Below are 19008 nucleotides of genomic sequence, written 5' to 3' on the forward strand. Positions count from 1 at the left end.
GTTTCCCGGAGCGGGGGAGGCCTGCGGCGGGACAGTCCGCCTCCCGACTTCGGTAAGGTAAAAGTGGCCACCGGCGAAGTCCCGAACACCAGATCCGTTACGTTCGCCGACAAGTTTGTTGAAGGGTAATTCAGTGACCAGCAAGTCCCTCAAGGGCGCCAATGACAGCGCCGGCCGGGCCGGAGACAGAGTCTTCTCCGGGGCCACCCTCTTCGCCGGCTGCCTGATCCTCCTGGTCCTCTTTGCCGTCGCCGTCTTCCTGCTCTGGCAGGCGCTGCCGACGTTCAGCGCACCGGGCGAGGACATCACCGGCGGACACGGGTTCCTCAGCTACATCCTGCCGCTGGTGGTGGGCACCGTCATCGCGGCGTTCATCGCCCTGGTCATCGCCACCCCGGTGGGCCTGGGCGTAGCCCTGTTCATCAGCCACTACGCGCCGCGGCGCCTCTCGCAGGGCCTGGGCTACCTGGTGGACCTGCTGGCGGCGATTCCGTCGGTGGTCTACGGAGCCTGGGGCATGCTGGTGCTCGCCCCCGCGTTGGTGGGTCCGTACAACTGGCTGGCCGAGAACGCCGGCTGGATTCCGCTGTTCACCGGACCGGCGAGCCAGACGGGCAAGACCATGCTGACCGCGGGCATCGTCCTGTCCGTCATGGTGCTGCCGATCATCACCTCGCTGTCCCGCGAGATCTTCCTGCAGACCCCCAAGCTGCATGAGGAGGCCGCCCTGGCCATGGGCGCCACGCGCTGGGAGATGATCCGGATGGCGGTCTTCCCCTTCGCCCGCCCCGGCATCATCAGCGCCGTCATGCTCGGCCTGGGCCGCGCCCTGGGCGAGACCATGGCCGTCGCCCTGGTCCTGTCCTCCGGCGGCCTCATCGCCAGCCTGATCCGGCCGGGCAACCAGACCATCGCCGCCGAGATCGCCCTGAACTTCCCCGAGGCCTACGGCCTGCGCCTCTCGGAGCTGATCGCCGCCGGCCTGGTGCTGTTCCTGATCACCCTCGCGGTGAACATGGTCGCCCGCTGGATCATTGCCCGCCACAAAGAATTCTCCGGAGCCAACTGATGAGCCAGACCGTCCTGAACCGACCGGCCGCGCTGCTGTCCAAGAACCGGCTGCCGGGTTATGCCGTCTGGGTGGTGCTCGGCGCCGCGATCGTGCTGGGGGCGGCACTGTCCGCCCTGATCGGCTTCAGCATCGCGTCCTTCGCGATCCTCTCCGCCGTCCTGTTCGTCCTCGGCGCCACCGCGGTGACCGGGATGGTCGAAGGCCGGCGCAAGGCCGTCGACCGCCTCGCCACCTACCTGATCTACGGGGCGTTCATCGTGGCCCTGGTGCCGCTGGTCTCGGTGATCTGGACGGTGCTGGCCCGCGGCCTGCCCGGCCTGTCCCCGGACTTCCTGCTCACCTCGATGGGCGGCATGACCGGCTCGGTGGACAACAACACCGTGGAGACCGGCGGTCCCGTCCTCGGCGGCGCCTACCACGCCATCGTCGGCACCCTCCAGATCACCTTCTGGGCCACCCTGATCTCCGTTCCTGTGGGCCTGCTCGCAGCGGTCTACCTGGTTGAATACAGCAGCGGCGGGCCCCTGTCCCGGGCCATCACCTTCTTCGTGGACGTGATGACCGGCATCCCCTCGATCGTCGCCGGCCTGTTCGCCGCCGCGTTCTTCGGCCTGATCCTCGGCCCCGGCGCCCGCATGGGCATCGTGGCCGCCGTCGCGCTGTCCGTGCTGATGATCCCGGTGGTGGTCCGCTCCACCGAGGAGATGCTCAAGATCGTGCCGAACGAGCTGCGTGAGGCCTCCTACGCCCTGGGCGTGCGCAAATGGCGCACCATCGTGAAGGTGGTCATCCCGACGGCGATCTCCGGCATCGCCTCCGGCGTCACCCTCGCGATTGCCCGCATCATCGGCGAGACCGCGCCCCTGCTGGTCACCGCCGGCTTCGTCAACACCATCAACTTCAACGCGTTCTCCGGCTGGATGACCACGCTGCCGACCTTCATCTACCGGCAGCTGATGAGCCCCACCTCGCCGACCAACACCGACCCCAGCACCCAGCGGGCCTGGGCTGCGGCGCTGCTGCTGATCCTCACGGTGATGCTGCTGAACCTCGCCGCCCGCCTGATCGCGCGCATTTTCGCCCCGAAGGCCGGGCGCTAGGCGCCGGGACCTGCAGAGAAAAGGAACCACAGTGTCCAAGCGAATCGATGTCAAGGACCTCAACGTCTACTACGGTGACTTCCTCGCCGTGGAGGACGTGAACATCAACATCGAGGCCCGGTCCGTCACCGCCTTCATCGGCCCCTCCGGCTGCGGCAAGTCCACCTTCCTGCGCACCCTGAACCGGATGCACGAGGTGCTTCCCGGCGCCCGCGTCGAGGGTGAGGTGCTGCTGGACGGAGAGAATCTCTACGGCCCGGGCGTGGATCCGGTCACCGTCCGCACCCACGTCGGCATGGTGTTCCAGCGGCCCAACCCGTTCCCCACCATGTCGATCCGCGACAACGTGCTGGCCGGGGTGAAGCTGAACAACAAGCGCATCTCGAAGTCCGACGCGGATGACCTGGTGGAGAAGTCGCTGCAGGGCGCGAACCTGTGGCGCGAGGTCAAGGACCGGCTGGACAAGCCCGGCTCGGGCCTCTCCGGCGGCCAGCAGCAGCGCCTGTGCATTGCCCGCGCCATCGCGGTCTCGCCCGAGGTGATCCTCATGGACGAGCCCTGCTCGGCGCTGGATCCGATCTCCACGCTCGCCATCGAGGACCTCATCGAGGAGCTCAAGAGCGAGTACACCGTGGTCATCGTCACGCACAACATGCAGCAGGCCGCCCGGGTGTCGGACAAGACGGCGTTCTTCAACATTGCCGGTACCGGCAAGCCCGGCAAGCTGATCGAGTACGACGACACCGCCACGATCTTCAGCACCCCGTCCCAGAAGGCCACCGAGGACTACGTCTCCGGCCGCTTCGGATAGGCCCGGGGCGTTCCTCAGCCCAGCAGGGGAGACAGGGCGAGGAACAGGATGCCGCCCAGCACCGCCGCGGCCGGCGCAGTGACCAGCCAGGTTGCCAGGATTTCGCGGAGCACGGACCGGCGCAGCGTGGAAAAGCGCTGGTTGACGCCGGCGCCCACGATCGCGCTGGTCATCAGCTGCGTGCTGGACAGCGGCATGTGCAGCCAGAGGCCGCCGAGGAACAGCATGCTTGAGCTGACCGCCTGCGCGCTCATGCCGCGCAGCGGATCCACGCGGACCAGGTTGTAGCCCAGCGTGTGCGTCAGCCGCCAGGAACCGAGCAGGGTGCCGGCGGCCAGCGCGGTGCCTGCGAAGATCTGCACCCAGAGCGGGATGGCCGCCGTGTCGGCGGTGCCCGCGGCGGCCAGGGCCAGCACGATCACGGCCATGGTCCGCTGCCCGTCCTGCAGCCCGTGGCCCAGGGCGAAGGCGGAGGTGAACACCGACTGCGCCATCCGGTTGCCGGCGTCGCCCCGCCGCGGGGAGCTGTAGCGCATCAGCCAGCTGGCGGGAAAGACCAGCAGGTAGGCCAGGGCGAAGGCGATCAGCGGGGACAGCAGCAGGGGCAGGGCGATCTGTTCCCAGATCACCCGGGCCGAACCGGCGATGTTCTCGCCGCCGACCAGGGTGGCCGCAGCTCCGGAGCCCACGATGCCGCCGACGAGGGCATGGGTCGAGGAGGAGGGAACGCGCCGCCACCAGGTCCACAGCCCCCAGCCGCAGGCCGCCAGCAGGCCCGCCAGCAGGATCCCGAGCCCGCCGGCGCCCGCGGGCAGTTCCACGAACCGGACCGTCAGCGCGACGGCGAGGGCGGTGCTGAGCAGGCTGCCCGCCAGGTTGAACCCGGCGGCCAGGCCGGCGGCGATCCGCGGGGTCAGCGCACGGGTGCGCACCGACGTGGCCACCGAATTGGAGACGTCATGGAAGCCGTTGATGAAGGCGTAGGCCCCGGCGATGAGCACGGTGGCGCCCAGCAGGACGGTGGTCACCTACGATTCACGCACCAGCACGCCGCCGACGTACGTGGCGGTGGAGCGCAGTCCGGACACCACCGAGGCCAGCTGGTCGGCCAGGTCGCGGTGGCGGGCGTACGCGGCGGGCTTGAGGTCCTGCAGCATCTCAGCCACCCACATGCGGTGCGTGCGTTCGGCCCGCTTGGTCAGGCGCAGCATCTCGATCCAGTACTCCTCCAGGTCCTGCAGCGACGCCAGGCGCCGCATGGCGGCCACGGTCAGCTCGGACTGGCGGTTGATCACCTCCAGCACCTCGGCGGCACGGCGGGAGAGCTTGGCGGGCCGGTACAGGCCGATGATCTCCGCTGCTCCGTCCAGGCGCTCGACGGCGGTGAGCAGCAGCAGGGACAGCTCGTACAGGTCTTCGCGGGGGAGGGGATTGATGAAGCTGGTGCGCATCTGCGTCATCAGGGCGAAGTGCAGATCGGTGGCTTCGGCTTCGATCCGGTGCATGTCTTCGACCAGCCGGTCGAATCCGTCGGGGTCCGCACCCAGCATTTCGGCCAGCACGGCCGTACCGTCCAGCAGCTGCCCGGCGGTCCGGGACAGCAGGTCCAGGCCGGCGGTGTCCTGGGGGAACAGGCGGAGCTTCACGACGCCGGACGAGGCTCGGTGATCATCACATCCAGAAGAATATCGGATGCTTTGGGCGGGGCGGCCGCGGCCGGCCCCGGACAGAGTAATGGTGCCGAACCGGGAGCGCCTCTCGGCGGAAGGCCGCTCGTAGCGGCTAAAGGTTGAAGCCCGGGGGTTCCACGGTTCGACACCAGTTTCAGTCTTCTACTCGCCGCGAATGATGTCAACACGGATGCCGGGCCCGGTGGCGGGTCTCACAGCAGCGGCCTCAGTCCAGTTCTCCGCGCCGCCAGGCGCGGGCGGATGCCTCGAGGTCCTCGGCCGTGCGGACCAGCTGCCGGGCGTTGCGCGTCAGTGCGGTGGCGCGCCCGCCGTTGGCGGCCTCGGCGTCGTCGGCGTGGTGGGTCTGCCCGAGGGCCACCACCCGGCAGAACGCGGCGAACCGTTCCAGGGCCACGTCGAAGTCGCCCTGGAAGGCGCCCGAGAGGATGGTGTCGGCCATGCCGCGCACCTCCGAGGCGCCGAGCGGCTCGGCCACCCCGGCGACCACCTTGGACACCTGGGCGACGTCCTTGCCGGCGGCGTAGTACGCGGCCACCCGCTCAGGATCCTGCTGGACGGCGGCGCGGAGCGCATACAGGCGCCACAGGGCGCCGGGAAGGGACCGGGCCGGGCTTTCGGCCCACAGCTCTGCGATGGATTCCAGGCCCTGGCGGTCGGCCAGTTCGACCAGGCGCCGGGTGATCTCCGGGTCGTCGGCGCGTCGGCCGTGATGGACCAGGGCCTGGGCGGCCAGGTGTGCGGCCTCGGAGACCCGGGCCGGATCGGCGCCGCCGGCGAAGTTCGCAAAGTCCTGCGGAGTGAACGGCTTGGGCTTGTGAGGGCGGGGAGGTTGGGATGAGGACTCGCTCATGCTTCGAGAATACTCCCGCCGGCGGCACCGGATCGAGGCGGATCCGGGGTCCCCGGGCCGTGACGCCGCCGACGGCGGGCGGCTGGGTTTTCCCGCGCCGGGTTCCGGTGGGATAAAGTAAAAACGCTGATTCGTGCCGGCCCTTCGGAGCCGGCGTCCGGATCGGTGGCGGGCCTTTAGCTCAGTTGGTAGAGCAGCGGACTTTTAATCCGCGGGTCGTGGGTTCGATCCCCACAGGGCCTACCGTCAAAGTGCCCCCGGAGCCGTTGGTTCCGGGGGCACTTTTTTGCTGTCCAGGGAGGAGCGGGGGCGGCTCAGCCGCCGGTGCCGCCGGGAAGGGTGCGCGGGGTGGGTGCCTTCGCCGTGGATTCCGTGTCGAAGTTCAACAGCTTGTGCCGGCCGTCGCAGAAGGGCTTGATGGCCGATCCGCCGCAGCGGCACAGGGCGACCGTTTCCCGGTCCCGCGGCACCGGTTCCCCTTCGGGAGTGACGATCTCGAAGTTCCCCCGCACCAGCAGCGGTCCGTTGGGATAGGCAACAATCGAGGCGGCTGCGCCGTCGGTCTGGTCGTCCCGGCTCATGCGGGCACTCCTTCGGCCAGGGCAGCGGCGTCGAGCGCGGCGCCGGCGGCTCCGGAACCGGCAGCCTCCGGGAAATAGAGTGCGGACCGCCCTTCCTTCCACGCCTCGAGCTGTTCCCGGCCGGCCAGTGCGTCCAGGGCCAGCACGGTGCAGGCGCCGAAGACGACGTCGGCCAGCAGCTCGGGCTCGGCTTCCACCAGCCCGCCGGCCAGGTCGCGTGCGGCAATCTGTTCATGCACGGCGTCGGCTTCCACATGCTCATCGAAATAGTGCACGACGGCGCCGTCGAACCCGTGCCGGCGGAAGCCGCGGGCGTAGAAGGAGTTCGGGATCGACGAGGTCATCTCGAAGGCGGCCAGATGCCCGGCCACCGCGCCGCGCAGCCGGCGGTTCAGTCCGAACAGGCTCATGGCGTTGTTGGCGGCCAGCACCAGGGCCGGGGCCCGGTCCAGGTAGCCGCCGTACGAGCTGTCCAGGCCCAGGCCGTCCATGGTCACGGCGAACAGGTGCGAGTGCATTTGGTCCGCCCGGCCGCCGCCGTACTCATCCGCCTGGATCTCCACCAGGGCCGCCTTGGCCCGGCCTACCGGCAGGCGCGGTATCGCCCAGCTGTGCGGATCGGCCTCCCTCAGCTGGTAGATGGAGCGCAGCATCAGGAACTCGCGGAGCTGGTCCAGGGTGGCCTTTTGGCCGATGAAGCGGGACACGGAGGGCCCGTCGTCCTCAGCAGCCAGGGCGAAGAGCAGCTCCGATACCGCCGCCGCCGTCGGCTCCGGAAGGTCGGGAAGGGTCACCGCGGCGCGCAGGGCCGTTTCGAAGGCCGTCTCCAGCACGCTCCGCAGCCGGATCAGCTCCGGATGCCACTCGGCGTCGGCCGGCACGCCGGGCAGCCCGCCGTAGTACAGCTCGTAGAGGCAGTACAGGCTCAGCTGCAGGTCGTTGTCCCGAAGCACGTCGGTGCCGGCTTCAATCCGGCGCTCCGCCAGGGCGAGCAGATCCGCAGTGCGGTCGTCGCAGGCGGTGTCCAGGGTTCCCAGGGCATCCAGCAGGGCGGCGCTCAGCGGCCCGCGGGCCTGCGGCATGGGCATCGTCATGGTCTATCCTCAGCTCCGGCGCAGCCGGGGTCGGGGCGGCGGGCCGTGGCGGCACCGCTGGGAACAATCAGCATACTTGGTTCGGCGCGGCGCGCGGGCGCGGCCAGGGGACGTTGCCAAGCGGCGCCGAACGGCATGAAATGGAGGCAGGCCGGAGCGCGGGGACGCCCCGGCCGCAGGCACCGGCGGAAAGGAAGCCAGGCGATGACGGGCCCGGGAGAGTGGCTGCAGTTCATTGCCGCCCTGGTACTGATGGGCGGCGCGGCCGGCGGCACCGCCTGGCTGGCCGACGCCTCGCTTCGACGCACGGGCGACGACGAGGCCGAAGACACCGAACGACTTTTCTGGGTGGTGCTCACCGGTGCCCTGGGCATGGTGCTGGGCGCGGTCTGGGCGGCCCTGGTCCTGCCGCAGCTCGCCCCGCTGGCCGGCGCGGTCCTGCTGGCTTCGGCCGGAGGCGCCGCCTGGTGGACCCACCGGCGACGGCGCGCGCTGCTGGCACAGAGGAGCCGCCGGCTGCAGCGGCGGCGGCTGGACTCGCTAGTGGAACGGCACGAGCTGGTGCTGGAGCAGTGGCGCAGCTACGAACTGGATCCCTTCAAGGCCCTGGAGCGGCCCGGCCTCAGCGATGTCTCCCAACCGCTGACCAGCTCGCTCATCCGCGCCATGAGGGAGGCGGAGGGGGCCCGGGGCCGGGCCCTTGAGGAGGCCTCCGACCAGCCCTCGTACGCCCGGGCCGTCGAGGCCCTGGAAACGGCGTGGCGGCGGCTGGACGGCGACGCCGGGCGCGGGTGAGCGGCGTCGGGCTATGGCCAAAACCGCCCGCCGGTGGCAGGCTCTGTCCATGGAACACAGGCGGGCAGATGTGCAGGTGCGGCGCAATGATGAGCTGGACCGATACGAGCTGCGGGTGGACGGTGAGCTGGCCGGCATTGCGGACTTCGTCCCGGAGGGCGGTGCGGTCGCGCTGACCCATACGGTCGTGGAACCGCGCTTTCGGCACCAGGGGTGGTCCTCGCAGCTGGCGCAGTACGCGGTGGAGGACATTGCCGGACAGGGCCGCAGGATCAAGCCGTACTGCTCGTATATGGCCCGGTATCTCGAAAAGCATCCAGGGTACAGCCACCTGGTCTCCTGGCCGCAGGAACCCTGAGGGCCCCACGGCGCCGTCGGGAACCGCGGCGTTAATTGGAGCTGGCTCCCCGCTCTGCATATGGGGGGAACGCAGAAGGGGGAGCCAGTGCCACAACTATACTGGGTGCCGTGGGGATAAATCCAATCAGGGGGCGGGGTGCGCCATGTCCGTGAGCGCAAAGGCCTTCACCGCCTGGCGCCAGCTGGCCGCTCCCGGGGAGTCCACGGCCGACCTCTGCCGGCTCGCCGGCATCAAACGCTCCACCCTCGCCCAGCAGCTGGTCCGGGGAAAGGTCTCGGAGTCGACGGTGGTCCGTGTGGCGCGGGCCTGCGACCAGGAACCGGTCCAGGCGCTGTCCTACTTTGACGAGTACTCCGGATTGGCGGCGGGCGTGCGCCCGCCGCTCGACGCGGAACTGATCAGCCAGGTCAACTACGTCAGCATCCTGAAGGTGCTGGTGGCCCGCAGCGAGGGTGAGGACCGGATGCCGGAGCTCTCCGCCTATCCGCATCCCTATTCCGTCCGGGCCTGGTTCGACGCCGTGGACCCCGGCGACCTGCGCCAGCGGCTTGCGGCGGAAACCGGGGTGGCGCCGCAGAATCTGTCCGCGCAGCTGCAGGCGGGCCGGCTCAGCCCGGAGCTTGCCGTCGCCGCCGGCCGCCTGGCCGGCGTCTCGCTGGCCAGCGGGCTGGTGGTCACCGGAGTGCTCACCCCCGACGAGGCCGGCTGGCCGCTGAAAGGCCGGGAGCAGGCGCTGTTCCGGCTCAGCGCGTCCGAGCTGGTCCTGCTGGCCCGGGACCGGCTGGAGGTCCTGGGCAAGGCGCTGAGAAAAATGGAACACGACGAAAACCGCAAACAGACCCTGTTGGAGAATCTCGGATGAATGCCGCCACGGCAATGCAGTGGGCCGCTTTGGTGATAACGGCCGTGGGATTCGTGGTGCGGGTCCCGGCCGCGGTACGCGGACGGAGCCGGGCGATGACCGTGTGCCTGCTGCTGCTGACCGTAGCCATGGCCCTGAGCCTGCCCAATTTCTATGAACCGGTTGACGCCTTCCTCGGCGGCGGCAATGTGGCAAATCTGCTGCTGAGATTCTGCCTCTATGTCATTTTCCTGATTCTGGGCTCCCGCATGGCGGTTGCCTTCGACGCGCCCCGGGCAGGACGCCTTGTCGTCGGTCCCCTCGGCCGGTGGGTGTTTGGCGTCGTGGGGGCGCTGACCGTCCTGACCTTCGTGCTGAGCGACCTGCCGGAGACCCGAACAGGGCTGGTCGGATACGACTATCAATTCAGCGTGGAGCTTTACGCCACGCTGGGGCGCCTTTATCCCGGATATGTTGCCGCCTGCGTGGCGGCGGCCGCGACGTCGACAGTTGCCCGCCCCGGCTATCCGGGCCTGGCGAGGGTCGCCGCCGGGCTCATCGCCCTCGGACTGCTGAAAGTGGTCCTTTTCGTGCTGCTCCGGCTGACCCCCATGGAGCTGGGGGACCTGAATTTCTACCTGCCGTTCTGCGCGGTGATAGCAGTCACGCTGGGGCTCATGGTGATCCAGGGCGTGCATTGGCGGCAGCAGCGGGACCGGCGGAACCTGCTGGCTTCCATTAACGCCGCGCGGCCGCAAACATAACACTTTCGAAACGGCGTTCACATTAACATGATCGTGTGCCAGAATAATGAATATGTAACGTCCGCTGCCTGTGGGGGGTCAGCGTGAAGTTACAGCCGAAGCCAGCGGCCTAACCGCCGCTGGCTTCGCCATGTCCGGAACTTTCCGGCTTTTCCGCCGGAATTCCCTGCACCCGGCTACTGCGCGTCCAGGTCCGTCTCCAGGACCTTGACCAGTTCATCCAGGGCTGTCTCCGCCCCGTCGCCCTCGGCCCGCAGCACCACCACGTCTCCGTTGGAGGCGCCCAGGCTCATCAGGGCCAGCATGCTCGCGGCATCCATCGCCTCCTCCGCCGGCTCGCCGTCCATCCCGATGGTGACATCCACCGGCTGTGCCGCCGCGGCCTCGGCGAAGATGGAGGCCGGGCGCGCATGCAGCCCGACCCGGCTGGCAATGGTCGCTTTTCGTTCCGCCATGTTCTGCCTTCCTTTCCCTGGACCGCGGCCCCGGCGGGGTGCGGAGTTCATCGAGCAGCGGCCGGGCTAGAGGCCCAGCTGTTCCAGCACCGGAAGCCGGGAGCGGACCAGGGTCCTGGCCTCCGTGGCGGTTGCCGCGGCGAGCGCCCGCGCCGCCAGCTCACGGGCCTCCTCGATGGTCACGGATGCCAGGACGGCCCCAACCGTGGCCAGCGCCCGGGGCGTCATGGACAGCGTGGTGACGCCCATGCCGGCCAGGACCACCGCCAGCGCCGGATCCGCGGCCGCCTCGCCGCAGACCCCGACCGGGCGGCCCTCCACGCCGTCGCCGGAGCCCTGCCCCGCCCGGCGGCCGCCGTCGACGGTCCGGGAGATCAGCTGCAGGACGGCGGGCTGCCAGGAGTCGTTGAGGGCGGCAAGGGTGCCGAGCTGGCGGTCCGCCGCCATCGTGTACTGCGTCAGGTCATTGGTGCCCAGCGACGCGAATCGCACCCGGCGCAGGATGGCTTCCGACATGACGGCAGCCGCCGGGACTTCGATCATCACTCCCGGCACGGCCAGCCCTGCGGCTGTGCACATGACAGCGAAATCGGCGGCCTCCTCGGCGGTCGAGATCATCGGCGCCATCACCCAGACATCTGAGCCGTGCATCCCGGCGGCTTCGGCGATCGCCTGCAGCTGGCGTTCGAGCACGCCCGGGAAGGCGTGGTCGGTGCGGAAGCCGCGCACGCCCAGGGCGGGGTTCGGCTCGCTGACATCGGTCAGGAACGGCAGCGGCTTGTCGGCGCCGGCGTCCAGGGTGCGGACCACGACCTTGCGGCCCGGGAACGCGGCGAAGACCGAGCCGTAGGCCTGCACCTGCTCCTCATGGGATGGCTCGGTGTCCCGGCCCAGGAAGCAGAACTCGGTGCGCAGCAACCCGACGCCCTCGGCTCCGGCGGCCGCGGCCTTCTCGGCGTCCTTGCCCGAGCCGACGTTGGCCAGCAGCGGGATCCGGTAGCCGTCCGACGTCGCACCGGTGCCGTTGAAGGGCGGCAGCGAGACCCGCGAGGCGTACTTCTGCGCGGCCTCCCGCTCCGCGACCCCCGGGTTGACCACTACGGTGCCGGCCGTCCCGTCCAGGAAGACCTCGGCGCCGTCGGCGATGGAGTCCGCGCTCAGCGCCCCGACGACGGCGGGCAGGCCGAGCGAGCGGGCCAGGATGGCGGTGTGGGACTGGGGGCCGCCGCCGCTGGTGACCAGGCCGATGATCTTCTTCGGGTCCAGGGTGGCCGTGTCGGCCGGCGCCAGCTCCTCCGCGGTGAGGATGAACGGCACCTCCGAGTCCGGAATGCCGGGGGCCGGCAGCCCGTCGAGCCGGGCGACGATCCGTGCCCGGACATCGAGTACGTCCTGCGTGCGCTCGGCCATGTAGCCGCCCAGGCCCTGCAGCATGGCCGCAACCTCCATACCGGCCTCCCAGACGGCGCGCTCGGCGCTCATTCCCTGGTTGATGTGCTTGCCGGCGGCCTTGAGCAGCATCGGGTCGGTGGCCATCATGGCCGTGGCCTCGAGGACGGCCTTCGAATCGCCGGATGCGGTGGCGGCCCGGTGCCGCAGGTCCTGCTGTACCGCTTCGGCGGCATCACGCAGGCGTTCCTTCTCGCCGTCGACGGTGCTGTCCGGACCGAACCGGGCGTCGGCGGCCGGCTCCGGCACCGGCGGCGGCATCCGCCGGGAGGGGCCGAGGACCCGGCCGGCGCTGACGCCGATTCCCTTGATGGTGCGCATATAGCTGCCTTCCTGTCGTGAGTGGAGAGCCTACGCGGCCGCAGTGGCCGCGGGTGAGGGCTGCCGGCTGCGGTCCCGGTTGCCGACCCGCATCAGGCCCACAAGAACCAGCGCGGAGACCACCATTCCGGCGAGGATGGCCACGATGAACATGAGGACGTTGCCGATCGCGAAGAACACGAAGATCCCGCCGTGGGGGGCCTGGCTGGTCACGCCGGAGGCCATGCAGATGGCTCCGGCCACAGCACCCCCGGCCATGGAAGCGGGAATCACGCGGAACGGATCCGCTGCGGCGAATGGAATTGCACCCTCGGAAATGAAGGCCGCGCCCAGCAGCCACGCCGCCTTGCCGTTTTCCCGCAGCGCCAGCGAGAACCGGTTCTTGGCCAGGACGGTGGAGGCCAGGGCCATGCCCAGCGGCGGCACCATGCCGGCGGCCATCACCGCAGCCATGATCTGCCAGGGCGCCTGGTTGTCGAGGCTGCCTGCGCCGAGGCCCGCGACGGCGAAGGCGTAGGCGACCTTGTTGATCGGCCCGCCGAGGTCCGAGCCCATCATCAGGCCCAGGACCAGGCCCAGGACGATGGCCGCGGCGCCGCTCAGCCCGCTGAGGGCATCGTTCAGCCACAGCGTCAGGGCGGCAATGGGCCCGCCGAGGACCAGGATCATCAACCCTGAGGCGATCAGCGATCCCAGCAGGGGGATGATGACCACGGGCATCAGCCCGCGGAGCCAGTTGGGAACCGTCCAGGTGCCGATCCAGCGGGCGACGTAGCCGGCCAGCAGGCCGCCGATGATGCCGCCGATGAAGCCCGCGTCCATGAACAGGGCCACGGCACCCACGGTGAACCCCGGCGCAATGCCGGGCCGGTCCGCCAGCGCGTACGCGATGTAACCGGCCAGCGCAGGCACGAGGAAGCCCATCGACAGGGTGCCGATCTTGTAGAAGACCGCGCCCAGGAAAAACAGCACACCTTCGGGCGGCGGGTTGAACAGGGTGTAGTCGGAGAGGATGACATCAGCCCGGAGCTGGTCATTGGTCGTCAGGGCCAGCTCCCACCCGCTGGAGCCGCCGAGCAGGAAGCCGAGGGCGATCAGCAGGCCGCCGCCTGCCACGAACGGAATCATGTAGCTGACGCCGGTGAGCAGGGCCCGCTTCAGCTGTCCGCCGAAGCTCTCGCCTGCCGTCGACTCCGGCTGGCCGGAGCTGTCTCCCCCGTCTCCGGAGACCCGGCGGGCGTTGGGATCCCGGGCGGCGGCGAGGGCTTCGTCGATCATCACGCCGGGCTCGTCGATGCCCCGCTTGACCGGCCCGTCCACCACCGGCTTGCCGGCGAACCGCCCCTTGTCCCGGACGTCGACGTCGGTCGCGAAGATCACTGCGTCCGCGTCGCGGATGACGGCCGGGTCCAGGGGAGTGGAACCGGCGGACCCCTGGGTTTCCACCTGCAGGTCGACGCCCTGTTCCGCGGCTGCCGCGGCCAGCGCATCGGCGGCCATGTAGGTGTGCGCGATGCCGGTGGGGCAGGCGGTGACGGCGACCAGGCGGGCCGGCCTGGAGCCGGTTCCGCCCGAATCCGCGCCGGACCCGGCAGCGGTTTCGGCACCCGCCACGTGGGCGCCGGTGGCACCGGCAGCACCGGCGCTCGCCGTACCCGCGGCGGAGGCGGCGTTCGCCGTCGGCCCGGCGGTATCCGCCGTTCCGGCCCCGGCCCCGGCAGCGGCAGGCGCCGCCGAGCCGGCGTTGGGGGTGGATTCCGCGCTCGCCGCCGTGCTGCCGCCTGCTGCTGCTCCGGCGGCACCCGCACCCGCACCGGCGTCGGCGGCCGGCCCGAGGCCGAGGGCGCCGTCGACCAGATCAACCACCTGCTCGGGGCTGGAAGCTGCGCGAAGGGACGCCGTGAAGTCCTTGCGGACCAGGGAGCGGGCCAGCTTGGCCAGCAGCTGCAGGTGCTCCTGGTCCGCGCCCTCGGGCGCGGCGATGAAGAACACGATGTCGGCCGGCCCGTCCTTGGCGCCCCAATCCACCGGCGGGCTCAGCCGGGCCATGGCGAGGGAGGCCTGGGTGACCGCGGCGGAACGGCAGTGCGGGATGGCGATGCCGCCGGGCACGCCGGTGGCGGTCTTTTGCTCCCGGGCCATGGCGTCGGCGTACAGCTGGGCGAAGTCGGTGGCCCGGCCGTCCGCGGCCACCTGTTCGGCCAGGTGCCGGATGACCTCGGCACGGTCCGTGCCCAGGCTGCGGTCCAGGGTCACCAGCTGTGGGGTGATGAGTTCAGACATCAGTCCTCCTCCTGTCCCGTTCCGGCCGGCGCAGGGGTGGGCGGCAGCGGGGCGGGGACGATGGTCGAGACGGTAACCGCCTCGGGCGTGGTGTCGGCGAGGGCCGGCAGGGCGGTGCCGGGCAATGCGGTTGCCGCAGCGCCGTGGGCCACGGCCTGGCGCAGGCAGTCCTGCGGAGATGCGCCGGCGACGGCGGCCACAAGGTACCCGGCAAGGGCGGAATCTCCCGCGCCCACCGTCGAACGCGGAACGATGGGCGGGTGCACTCCCATCCAGCAGCCTTCCGCCGTGACCAGGAGGGCTCCCTTGCCGCCGAGCGTCGCCAGGACGGTTTTGGCTCCCTGCCGGATGAGCACCCGGGCGGCGGCGGCGGCCAGCGCCGGATCCTGTTCCAGCTCCTCCCCGGTGGCGACGGCCGAGGCCTCCGCCAGCTCCTCCGCATTGGGTTTGATCAGGTCGGGGGAGCCCTGGTGCAGCAGCGCTCCGCGCAGCGGGGGACCCGAGGAGTCAACGGCGACCGCCGGCGCGTCCGGGCCCAGGGCCTCCCGCAGGGCGTGGGCGGCGAGGGCGTAGAAGTCGGCGGGCAGCCCCGGGGGCAGGGACCCGGCCAGCACCGCCCATCGGGCGGGCCCGTCGGCGGCGCGGCAGGCCCGGACCAGCAGGGCCAGCAGCTGCTCCTGTGCCCCGGCGGTGAAGACCGGGCCCGGTTCGTTGATCTTGGTGGTGGTGCCGTCCGGCTCCGTCAGCGTGATGTTGGACCGCAGCGCGGAGTAAATCGGCAGGTTCGCGTAGGGGACACCGGTGCCGGCGAGGGCGGTGATGAGCGGATCGGTGTCCGCCCCGGGCAGGACGGCCAGGGCCCGGGCGCCGGATGCCGTCAGGGCGCGGCAGACGTTGACGCCCTTGCCGCCCGGCTCTTCCGAGACGGCGTCGGCGCGCTGTACCGCTCCGCGAAGCAGCGGACCGGGAAGGGCAATGGTGCGGTCCAGGCTGGGGTTGGCGGTCAGGGTGACGATCATGCGGCCACCGCCGTCGGTGTGGCGTGCCGCCTTGGTCCGACTCTCATGCGCACCCGCAATCTGTGGCCTTAAGCCACGGGTATGTGCGTCTTAGCGACTCTAGGTTTCCCCCGTAGCTAATGCAATGGGACGGCGCATGGGGCCCGCGCCGGGGCCCGGATGGGACGGCGCTACGCTGGAGAAATGGAATCCGTTCTGTGGTCCGCGCCCGAGGGGCGGCGCGCCGGCACCCACCTGCTGGTCATGCTGCACGGCTACGGCTCCACCGAGGAGCGGATGCGGGACCTGTTCGCGGCGCTGCCCGACGGCGTGACGGGCGCCGCGCTGCGCGGCCCCTTCCCGGTGGGCAGCGACTACGGGTGGTTCCTGCTGGATCCCCTGCTGCAGTCGGATACCGGCGAGGTGATCGAGGCGGGCACCGTGCTGCTGTCGAGGATCGACCGGCTGCGCCGCGAGGGCGGGTTCACCGGGGTGAGCCTGCTCGGCTTCTCCCAGGGCATGGCCATGGCCGTGACGATCCTGCGGCTGCGCCCGCGGGCCTTCACCGCCGTCGTCGGGCTCTCCGGATTCGTCGCGGAGAACGAGCTGCTGGCCATGGCCGAGCCGCTCCCGGAGCCGGTGCCGTTCTTCTGGGGCAGGGACCGCCGGGACTGGATGATCCACGAGGATGCGGTGGTGCACACCGCCCAGTGGCTGGAGGCAAACACCGCGCTGACCATGCGCACCTACCCCGGAATGGGGCACCGGATCGGGGCCGAGGAGGTGCGCGACGTCGGCGTCTTCCTCCGCCGGTATCTCGCCTAGCCGGAGCGGGAATCAGGCCCATTTGGCCGCCGTGGATTCCACCTTCCGAAACCCCTTGACTTGCAACCTAAGCATGCTTATGAATAGTGTTGGGGGCAGCAGAGACCTACAGGTCAGCTGGAAAAGTCACTACTCGTACCACGCAAGGAGTATTCATCATGGGAATCATTGGTTGGATCGTCCTCGGACTGCTTGCCGGTCTGATCGCCAAGGCCATCCTCCCGGGCCGCCAGGGCGGCGGCATCATCATCACGATGGTGCTCGGCGTCGTCGGCGCACTGCTGGGCGGCTTCCTGGGCAGCGTCCTCTTCGACGCAGGCCTGGAGGACTTCTTCTCCATCCAGACCTGGCTGCTGGCCATCCTGGGCTCCATCGTCGTCCTGCTCGTCTACGGTTTCCTGACCAAGAACCGGGCACGCGCCTAACTCAAGGTCCCGCTCTTTGAAGCGGGCGACGGGGCGGTCCGGCGGAAGCACTCTTCCGCCGGGCCGCCCCTGACGTGTCTCACGTACCCTCTTCACAGGGCCGCCGCCCCGGACCCTGAAGGAAAGGAAGCTCTGTTCGCCATGGCCAAGAATTCCAACCGCGCCTTCCGCCTGGCCGGCCGCAGCGTGTTCGGCAAGGACGGCACCCCCAAACCCGCAGTGGTGCGCGGCATCGAAAAAGCGGTGGAGGTGCAGCGGCCCCTGGTCCTGGCCAACATCCGCCGGCTGCAGCGCAAGCACCCCGACGCCTCCGCAGCTGAACTCGTGGGCATCCTCGAAAAGCACTACCTGGGCGCGGTGACCGGCACCGGTGCCGCGGTCGGCGCCACCGCCGTCGTCCCCGCCGTCGGAACCGTCGCGGCGCTGGGGCTCTCCGCCGCGGCGACGGTGGGCTTCCTGGAGGCCACTGCGCTGTTTGCCCAGTCGGTGGCGGAGATCCACGGCATCCGGCTCGCCGACCCCGAGCGCTCGCGGACCATGGTCATGGCCATCATGCTCGGCGAAGAGGGCACCTCCCTGATGCAGCAGCTGGCGTCCGGCCGGGGCGGCTCCCCGTGGGCCGGAACGATCGGCGGCATGCCCTCCGGCGTCATGGGCAACCTCGGGGCCACCATCCGCCGCCGGTTCATGCGCAAGGTCGTCGCCCGGCAGGGCACCGCCATGCTGGGACGCGCGCTGCCGCTGGGCGTGGGCGCCGTCGTCGGCGGTGCCGGGAACCTCGCCATGGGACGGGCGGTCATCGCCTCCACACGGCGGGCCTTCGGCCCGGCTCCGGAGACGCTCGACGGCGAGCTGGCCGCCGACCTGCGGGCGCTGCCGGACGGCCCGGCGGCCTGACCCGGCCGACCGGGTTGAACGGCCGGATCAGCCGAAGACGGCGTGCGCGATCGTGAAGATCAGCAGGCCGGCCAGCGACCCGACCACGGTGCCGTTGATGCGGATGTACTGCAGGTCCCGGCCGACCTGGAGTTCGATCTTCTCCGAGGTCTCGACGGCGTCCCAGCGCTCCACGGTCTCGGTGATCACGCCGGCGATGTCGCTGCGGTAGGTGTTCACCAGGTAGGACGCCGCATCCGCGACGTACCGGTTAACCTTTCCGGCCAGCTCGGGCTCGTCGACCAGCCGCTGTCCGAACTCCCGCACCGCGGCCTTGAAATTGGTACTCAGCTCGCTGTCCGGATCCTCGACGGCCGTGACCAGGGCGCCCTTGACGGTGGTCCAGGTGCGGGTGACCAGGTCCCGGACGCGCGGGTCGTCCAGCACCTGCTCCTTGACGGAGTCCGCCCGGGCCATCACCTCCGGATCGGTCTGCAGGTCCTTGGCCACCCCGGTCAGATAGCCGTCCAGGGCCCGGCGCAGCTGGTGGTCGGGATCCTGCTGGACCGCCACCAGGAACCGGTCCAGCTCCAGCTGCACCCGCTCGGCCACCAGGTCGTCCACGAACGCCGGCACCCACGACGGCGACCGCTCGGCCACCAGGCGGGGCAGCACCCCCGGATTCTTCCGGGTCCAGTCCACGACGCTGTCCACGACCAGGTCCACCAGCCGGTGGTGGTGGCCCTGTTCAAAGACCTGCTCCAGCATCCGCCCGGCCGGCGGCCCCCACTGCGGGTCCACCACGTGGCGGCGGAAGATGGACTCGATGACGTCCCGTACGGCGTCGTCGTCGAGCACCCGCAGGATGCCGCGGATCGCGGCCGACCCCTCGGCCGCCACCCGGTCCGCACCCTCCGGGCGGGCCAGCCAGGCTCCGGCCTTCTCGGCCACCCCCACCGACGCGAGCTTGGAGCGCACGACCTCCTCGGACAGGAAGTTCTCCTCCACGAACTGGCCAAGCGAGGCGCCGATCTGGTCCTTGCGGCGCGGAATGATGGCGGTGTGCGGAATCTTCAGCCCCATGGGATGGCGGAACAGGGCCGTGACGGCGAACCAGTCGGCCAGGGCGCCGACCATGCCGCCCTCGGCCGCGGCCCGGACATACTGCAGCCAGGGCCAGCGCTCCTGGAAGGCGAAGGCGAACACGAAGATCACGGCCAGGACGCCCAGCAGGCCCGTGGCCAGCAGCTTCATCCGGCGCAGGGCCTCGGCCCGCTGCTCCTCGGTCACGGCTGCGACTGCCATCCGGTGCTCCTTCGTTCCTGGCGGCCGGGCGCCCGGGAGGATCAGCCCGGGTCCGGGATCCGGCTCCCCAGTGTAGTCCCCGGCCCTTGGCGGCCGCTGATGCGGATCGGT

Annotated in this window: 20 protein-coding genes and 1 tRNA gene; 11 read left to right on the forward strand and 10 right to left on the reverse strand. The window is 70.4% G+C overall.

The annotated features are described in order from the left end of the window. The first annotated feature begins 133 nt into the window (after positions 1-133). From pstC to pstB, 3 genes are read left to right on the forward strand one after another with little or no spacing between them, the layout of a single operon-like run. The gene (gene pstC, locus AC5RV6_RS06600) at positions 134-1069 is read left to right on the forward strand and encodes a phosphate ABC transporter permease subunit PstC (RefSeq protein ID WP_494006473.1); all 936 of its coding nucleotides are present in this window, start codon (positions 134-136) and stop codon (positions 1067-1069) included. After that, entirely contained in the window at positions 1069-2172 is a 1104-nt protein-coding gene (gene pstA, locus AC5RV6_RS06605) for a phosphate ABC transporter permease PstA (RefSeq protein WP_494006474.1), read from the forward strand. Before pstC ends, pstA begins: the two co-directional genes overlap by 1 nt. A gap of 31 nt (positions 2173-2203) precedes the next feature. Further along, entirely contained in the window at positions 2204-2983 is a 780-nt protein-coding gene (gene pstB / locus AC5RV6_RS06610; protein ID WP_494006475.1) for a phosphate ABC transporter ATP-binding protein PstB, read from the forward strand. Between the two features lie 14 nt (positions 2984-2997). On the opposite strand, the gene AC5RV6_RS06615 is transcribed toward pstB, so the two are convergent. The 3 genes from AC5RV6_RS06615 to AC5RV6_RS06625 form a co-directional block, all read right to left on the reverse strand. Next, entirely contained in the window at positions 2998-4011 is a 1014-nt protein-coding gene (locus AC5RV6_RS06615) for an inorganic phosphate transporter (protein ID WP_494006476.1), read from the reverse strand. Beyond that, positions 4012-4629, reverse strand: coding sequence for a DUF47 domain-containing protein (locus tag AC5RV6_RS06620; protein WP_494006477.1), 618 nt, complete (start codon positions 4627-4629; stop codon positions 4012-4014). A 250-nt stretch (positions 4630-4879) separates the two neighbouring features. After that, positions 4880-5524: a hypothetical protein gene (locus tag AC5RV6_RS06625; RefSeq protein ID WP_494006478.1), complete on the reverse strand. Its 645-nt coding sequence runs from the start codon at positions 5522-5524 to the stop codon at positions 4880-4882. Positions 5525-5694: 170 nt separating this feature from the next. Between AC5RV6_RS06625 and AC5RV6_RS06630 the strand changes: the two genes are divergently transcribed. After that, positions 5695-5767, forward strand: a tRNA-Lys gene (locus tag AC5RV6_RS06630). 71 nt (positions 5768-5838) lie between these two features. Here the strand turns inward: AC5RV6_RS06630 and AC5RV6_RS06635 are convergent. Both AC5RV6_RS06635 and AC5RV6_RS06640 read right to left on the reverse strand, forming a co-directional pair. Continuing rightward, on the reverse strand, positions 5839-6105 hold the full coding sequence (locus AC5RV6_RS06635; RefSeq protein ID WP_494006479.1) for a CDGSH iron-sulfur domain-containing protein: 267 nt from the start codon (positions 6103-6105) through the stop codon (positions 5839-5841). Further along, the gene (locus AC5RV6_RS06640) at positions 6102-7193 is read right to left on the reverse strand and encodes an iron-containing redox enzyme family protein (RefSeq protein ID WP_494006639.1); all 1092 of its coding nucleotides are present in this window, start codon (positions 7191-7193) and stop codon (positions 6102-6104) included. The genes AC5RV6_RS06635 and AC5RV6_RS06640 overlap by 4 nt, the downstream gene beginning before the upstream one ends. Before the next feature lie 210 nt (positions 7194-7403). Here AC5RV6_RS06640 and AC5RV6_RS06645 point away from each other — a divergent pair, with 210 nt between their 5' ends. From AC5RV6_RS06645 to AC5RV6_RS06660, 4 genes are all read left to right on the forward strand, one after another. Beyond that, positions 7404-7994 (forward strand): hypothetical protein, encoded by a 591-nt coding sequence (locus AC5RV6_RS06645; RefSeq protein WP_494006480.1) that lies wholly within the window; start codon positions 7404-7406, stop codon positions 7992-7994. A gap of 49 nt (positions 7995-8043) precedes the next feature. Next, positions 8044-8352 (forward strand): GNAT family N-acetyltransferase, encoded by a 309-nt coding sequence (locus AC5RV6_RS06650; protein ID WP_494006481.1) that lies wholly within the window; start codon positions 8044-8046, stop codon positions 8350-8352. Between the two features lie 145 nt (positions 8353-8497). Then, the gene (locus tag AC5RV6_RS06655; protein ID WP_494006482.1) at positions 8498-9217 is read left to right on the forward strand and encodes a hypothetical protein; all 720 of its coding nucleotides are present in this window, start codon (positions 8498-8500) and stop codon (positions 9215-9217) included. Next, positions 9214-9960 (forward strand): hypothetical protein, encoded by a 747-nt coding sequence (locus AC5RV6_RS06660; RefSeq protein ID WP_494006483.1) that lies wholly within the window; start codon positions 9214-9216, stop codon positions 9958-9960. The genes AC5RV6_RS06655 and AC5RV6_RS06660 overlap by 4 nt, the downstream gene beginning before the upstream one ends. Before the next feature lie 176 nt (positions 9961-10136). Here AC5RV6_RS06660 and AC5RV6_RS06665 read toward each other — a convergent pair whose 3' ends face one another. The 4 genes from AC5RV6_RS06665 to AC5RV6_RS06680 all read right to left on the reverse strand — a co-directional run bounded on the left by AC5RV6_RS06665 (position 10137) and on the right by AC5RV6_RS06680 (position 15487). Further along, entirely contained in the window at positions 10137-10415 is a 279-nt protein-coding gene (locus AC5RV6_RS06665; protein ID WP_494006484.1) for an HPr family phosphocarrier protein, read from the reverse strand. A gap of 66 nt (positions 10416-10481) precedes the next feature. Then, a complete protein-coding gene (gene ptsP, locus AC5RV6_RS06670) occupies positions 10482-12185 on the reverse strand; it encodes a phosphoenolpyruvate--protein phosphotransferase (RefSeq protein ID WP_494006485.1) in 1704 nt (567 codons plus the stop codon). Positions 12186-12215: 30 nt separating this feature from the next. After that, positions 12216-14468, reverse strand: coding sequence for a PTS fructose transporter subunit IIABC (locus AC5RV6_RS06675; RefSeq protein WP_494006486.1), 2253 nt, complete (start codon positions 14466-14468; stop codon positions 12216-12218). Continuing rightward, a complete protein-coding gene (locus tag AC5RV6_RS06680; protein ID WP_494006487.1) occupies positions 14468-15487 on the reverse strand; it encodes a 1-phosphofructokinase family hexose kinase in 1020 nt (339 codons plus the stop codon). Before AC5RV6_RS06680 ends, AC5RV6_RS06675 begins: the two co-directional genes overlap by 1 nt. 183 nt (positions 15488-15670) lie before the next feature. On the opposite strand from AC5RV6_RS06680, the gene AC5RV6_RS06685 reads away from it, so the two are divergent. The 3 genes from AC5RV6_RS06685 (at position 15671) to AC5RV6_RS06695 (ending at position 17613) form a co-directional block, all read left to right on the forward strand. Beyond that, positions 15671-16291, forward strand: coding sequence for an alpha/beta hydrolase (locus AC5RV6_RS06685; RefSeq protein ID WP_494006488.1), 621 nt, complete (start codon positions 15671-15673; stop codon positions 16289-16291). 158 nt (positions 16292-16449) lie between these two features. Beyond that, positions 16450-16716, forward strand: a complete 267-nt coding sequence (locus AC5RV6_RS06690) for a GlsB/YeaQ/YmgE family stress response membrane protein (RefSeq protein ID WP_494006489.1) — start codon at positions 16450-16452, stop codon at positions 16714-16716. A 141-nt stretch (positions 16717-16857) separates the two neighbouring features. Next, entirely contained in the window at positions 16858-17613 is a 756-nt protein-coding gene (locus tag AC5RV6_RS06695) for a hypothetical protein (protein ID WP_494006490.1), read from the forward strand. 27 nt (positions 17614-17640) lie between these two features. On the opposite strand, the gene AC5RV6_RS06700 is transcribed toward AC5RV6_RS06695, so the two are convergent. Further along, entirely contained in the window at positions 17641-18897 is a 1257-nt protein-coding gene (locus AC5RV6_RS06700; protein ID WP_494006491.1) for a DUF445 domain-containing protein, read from the reverse strand. Positions 18898-19008 lie beyond the last annotated feature (111 nt).

It is taken from the genome of Arthrobacter saudimassiliensis, assembly GCF_059090665.1.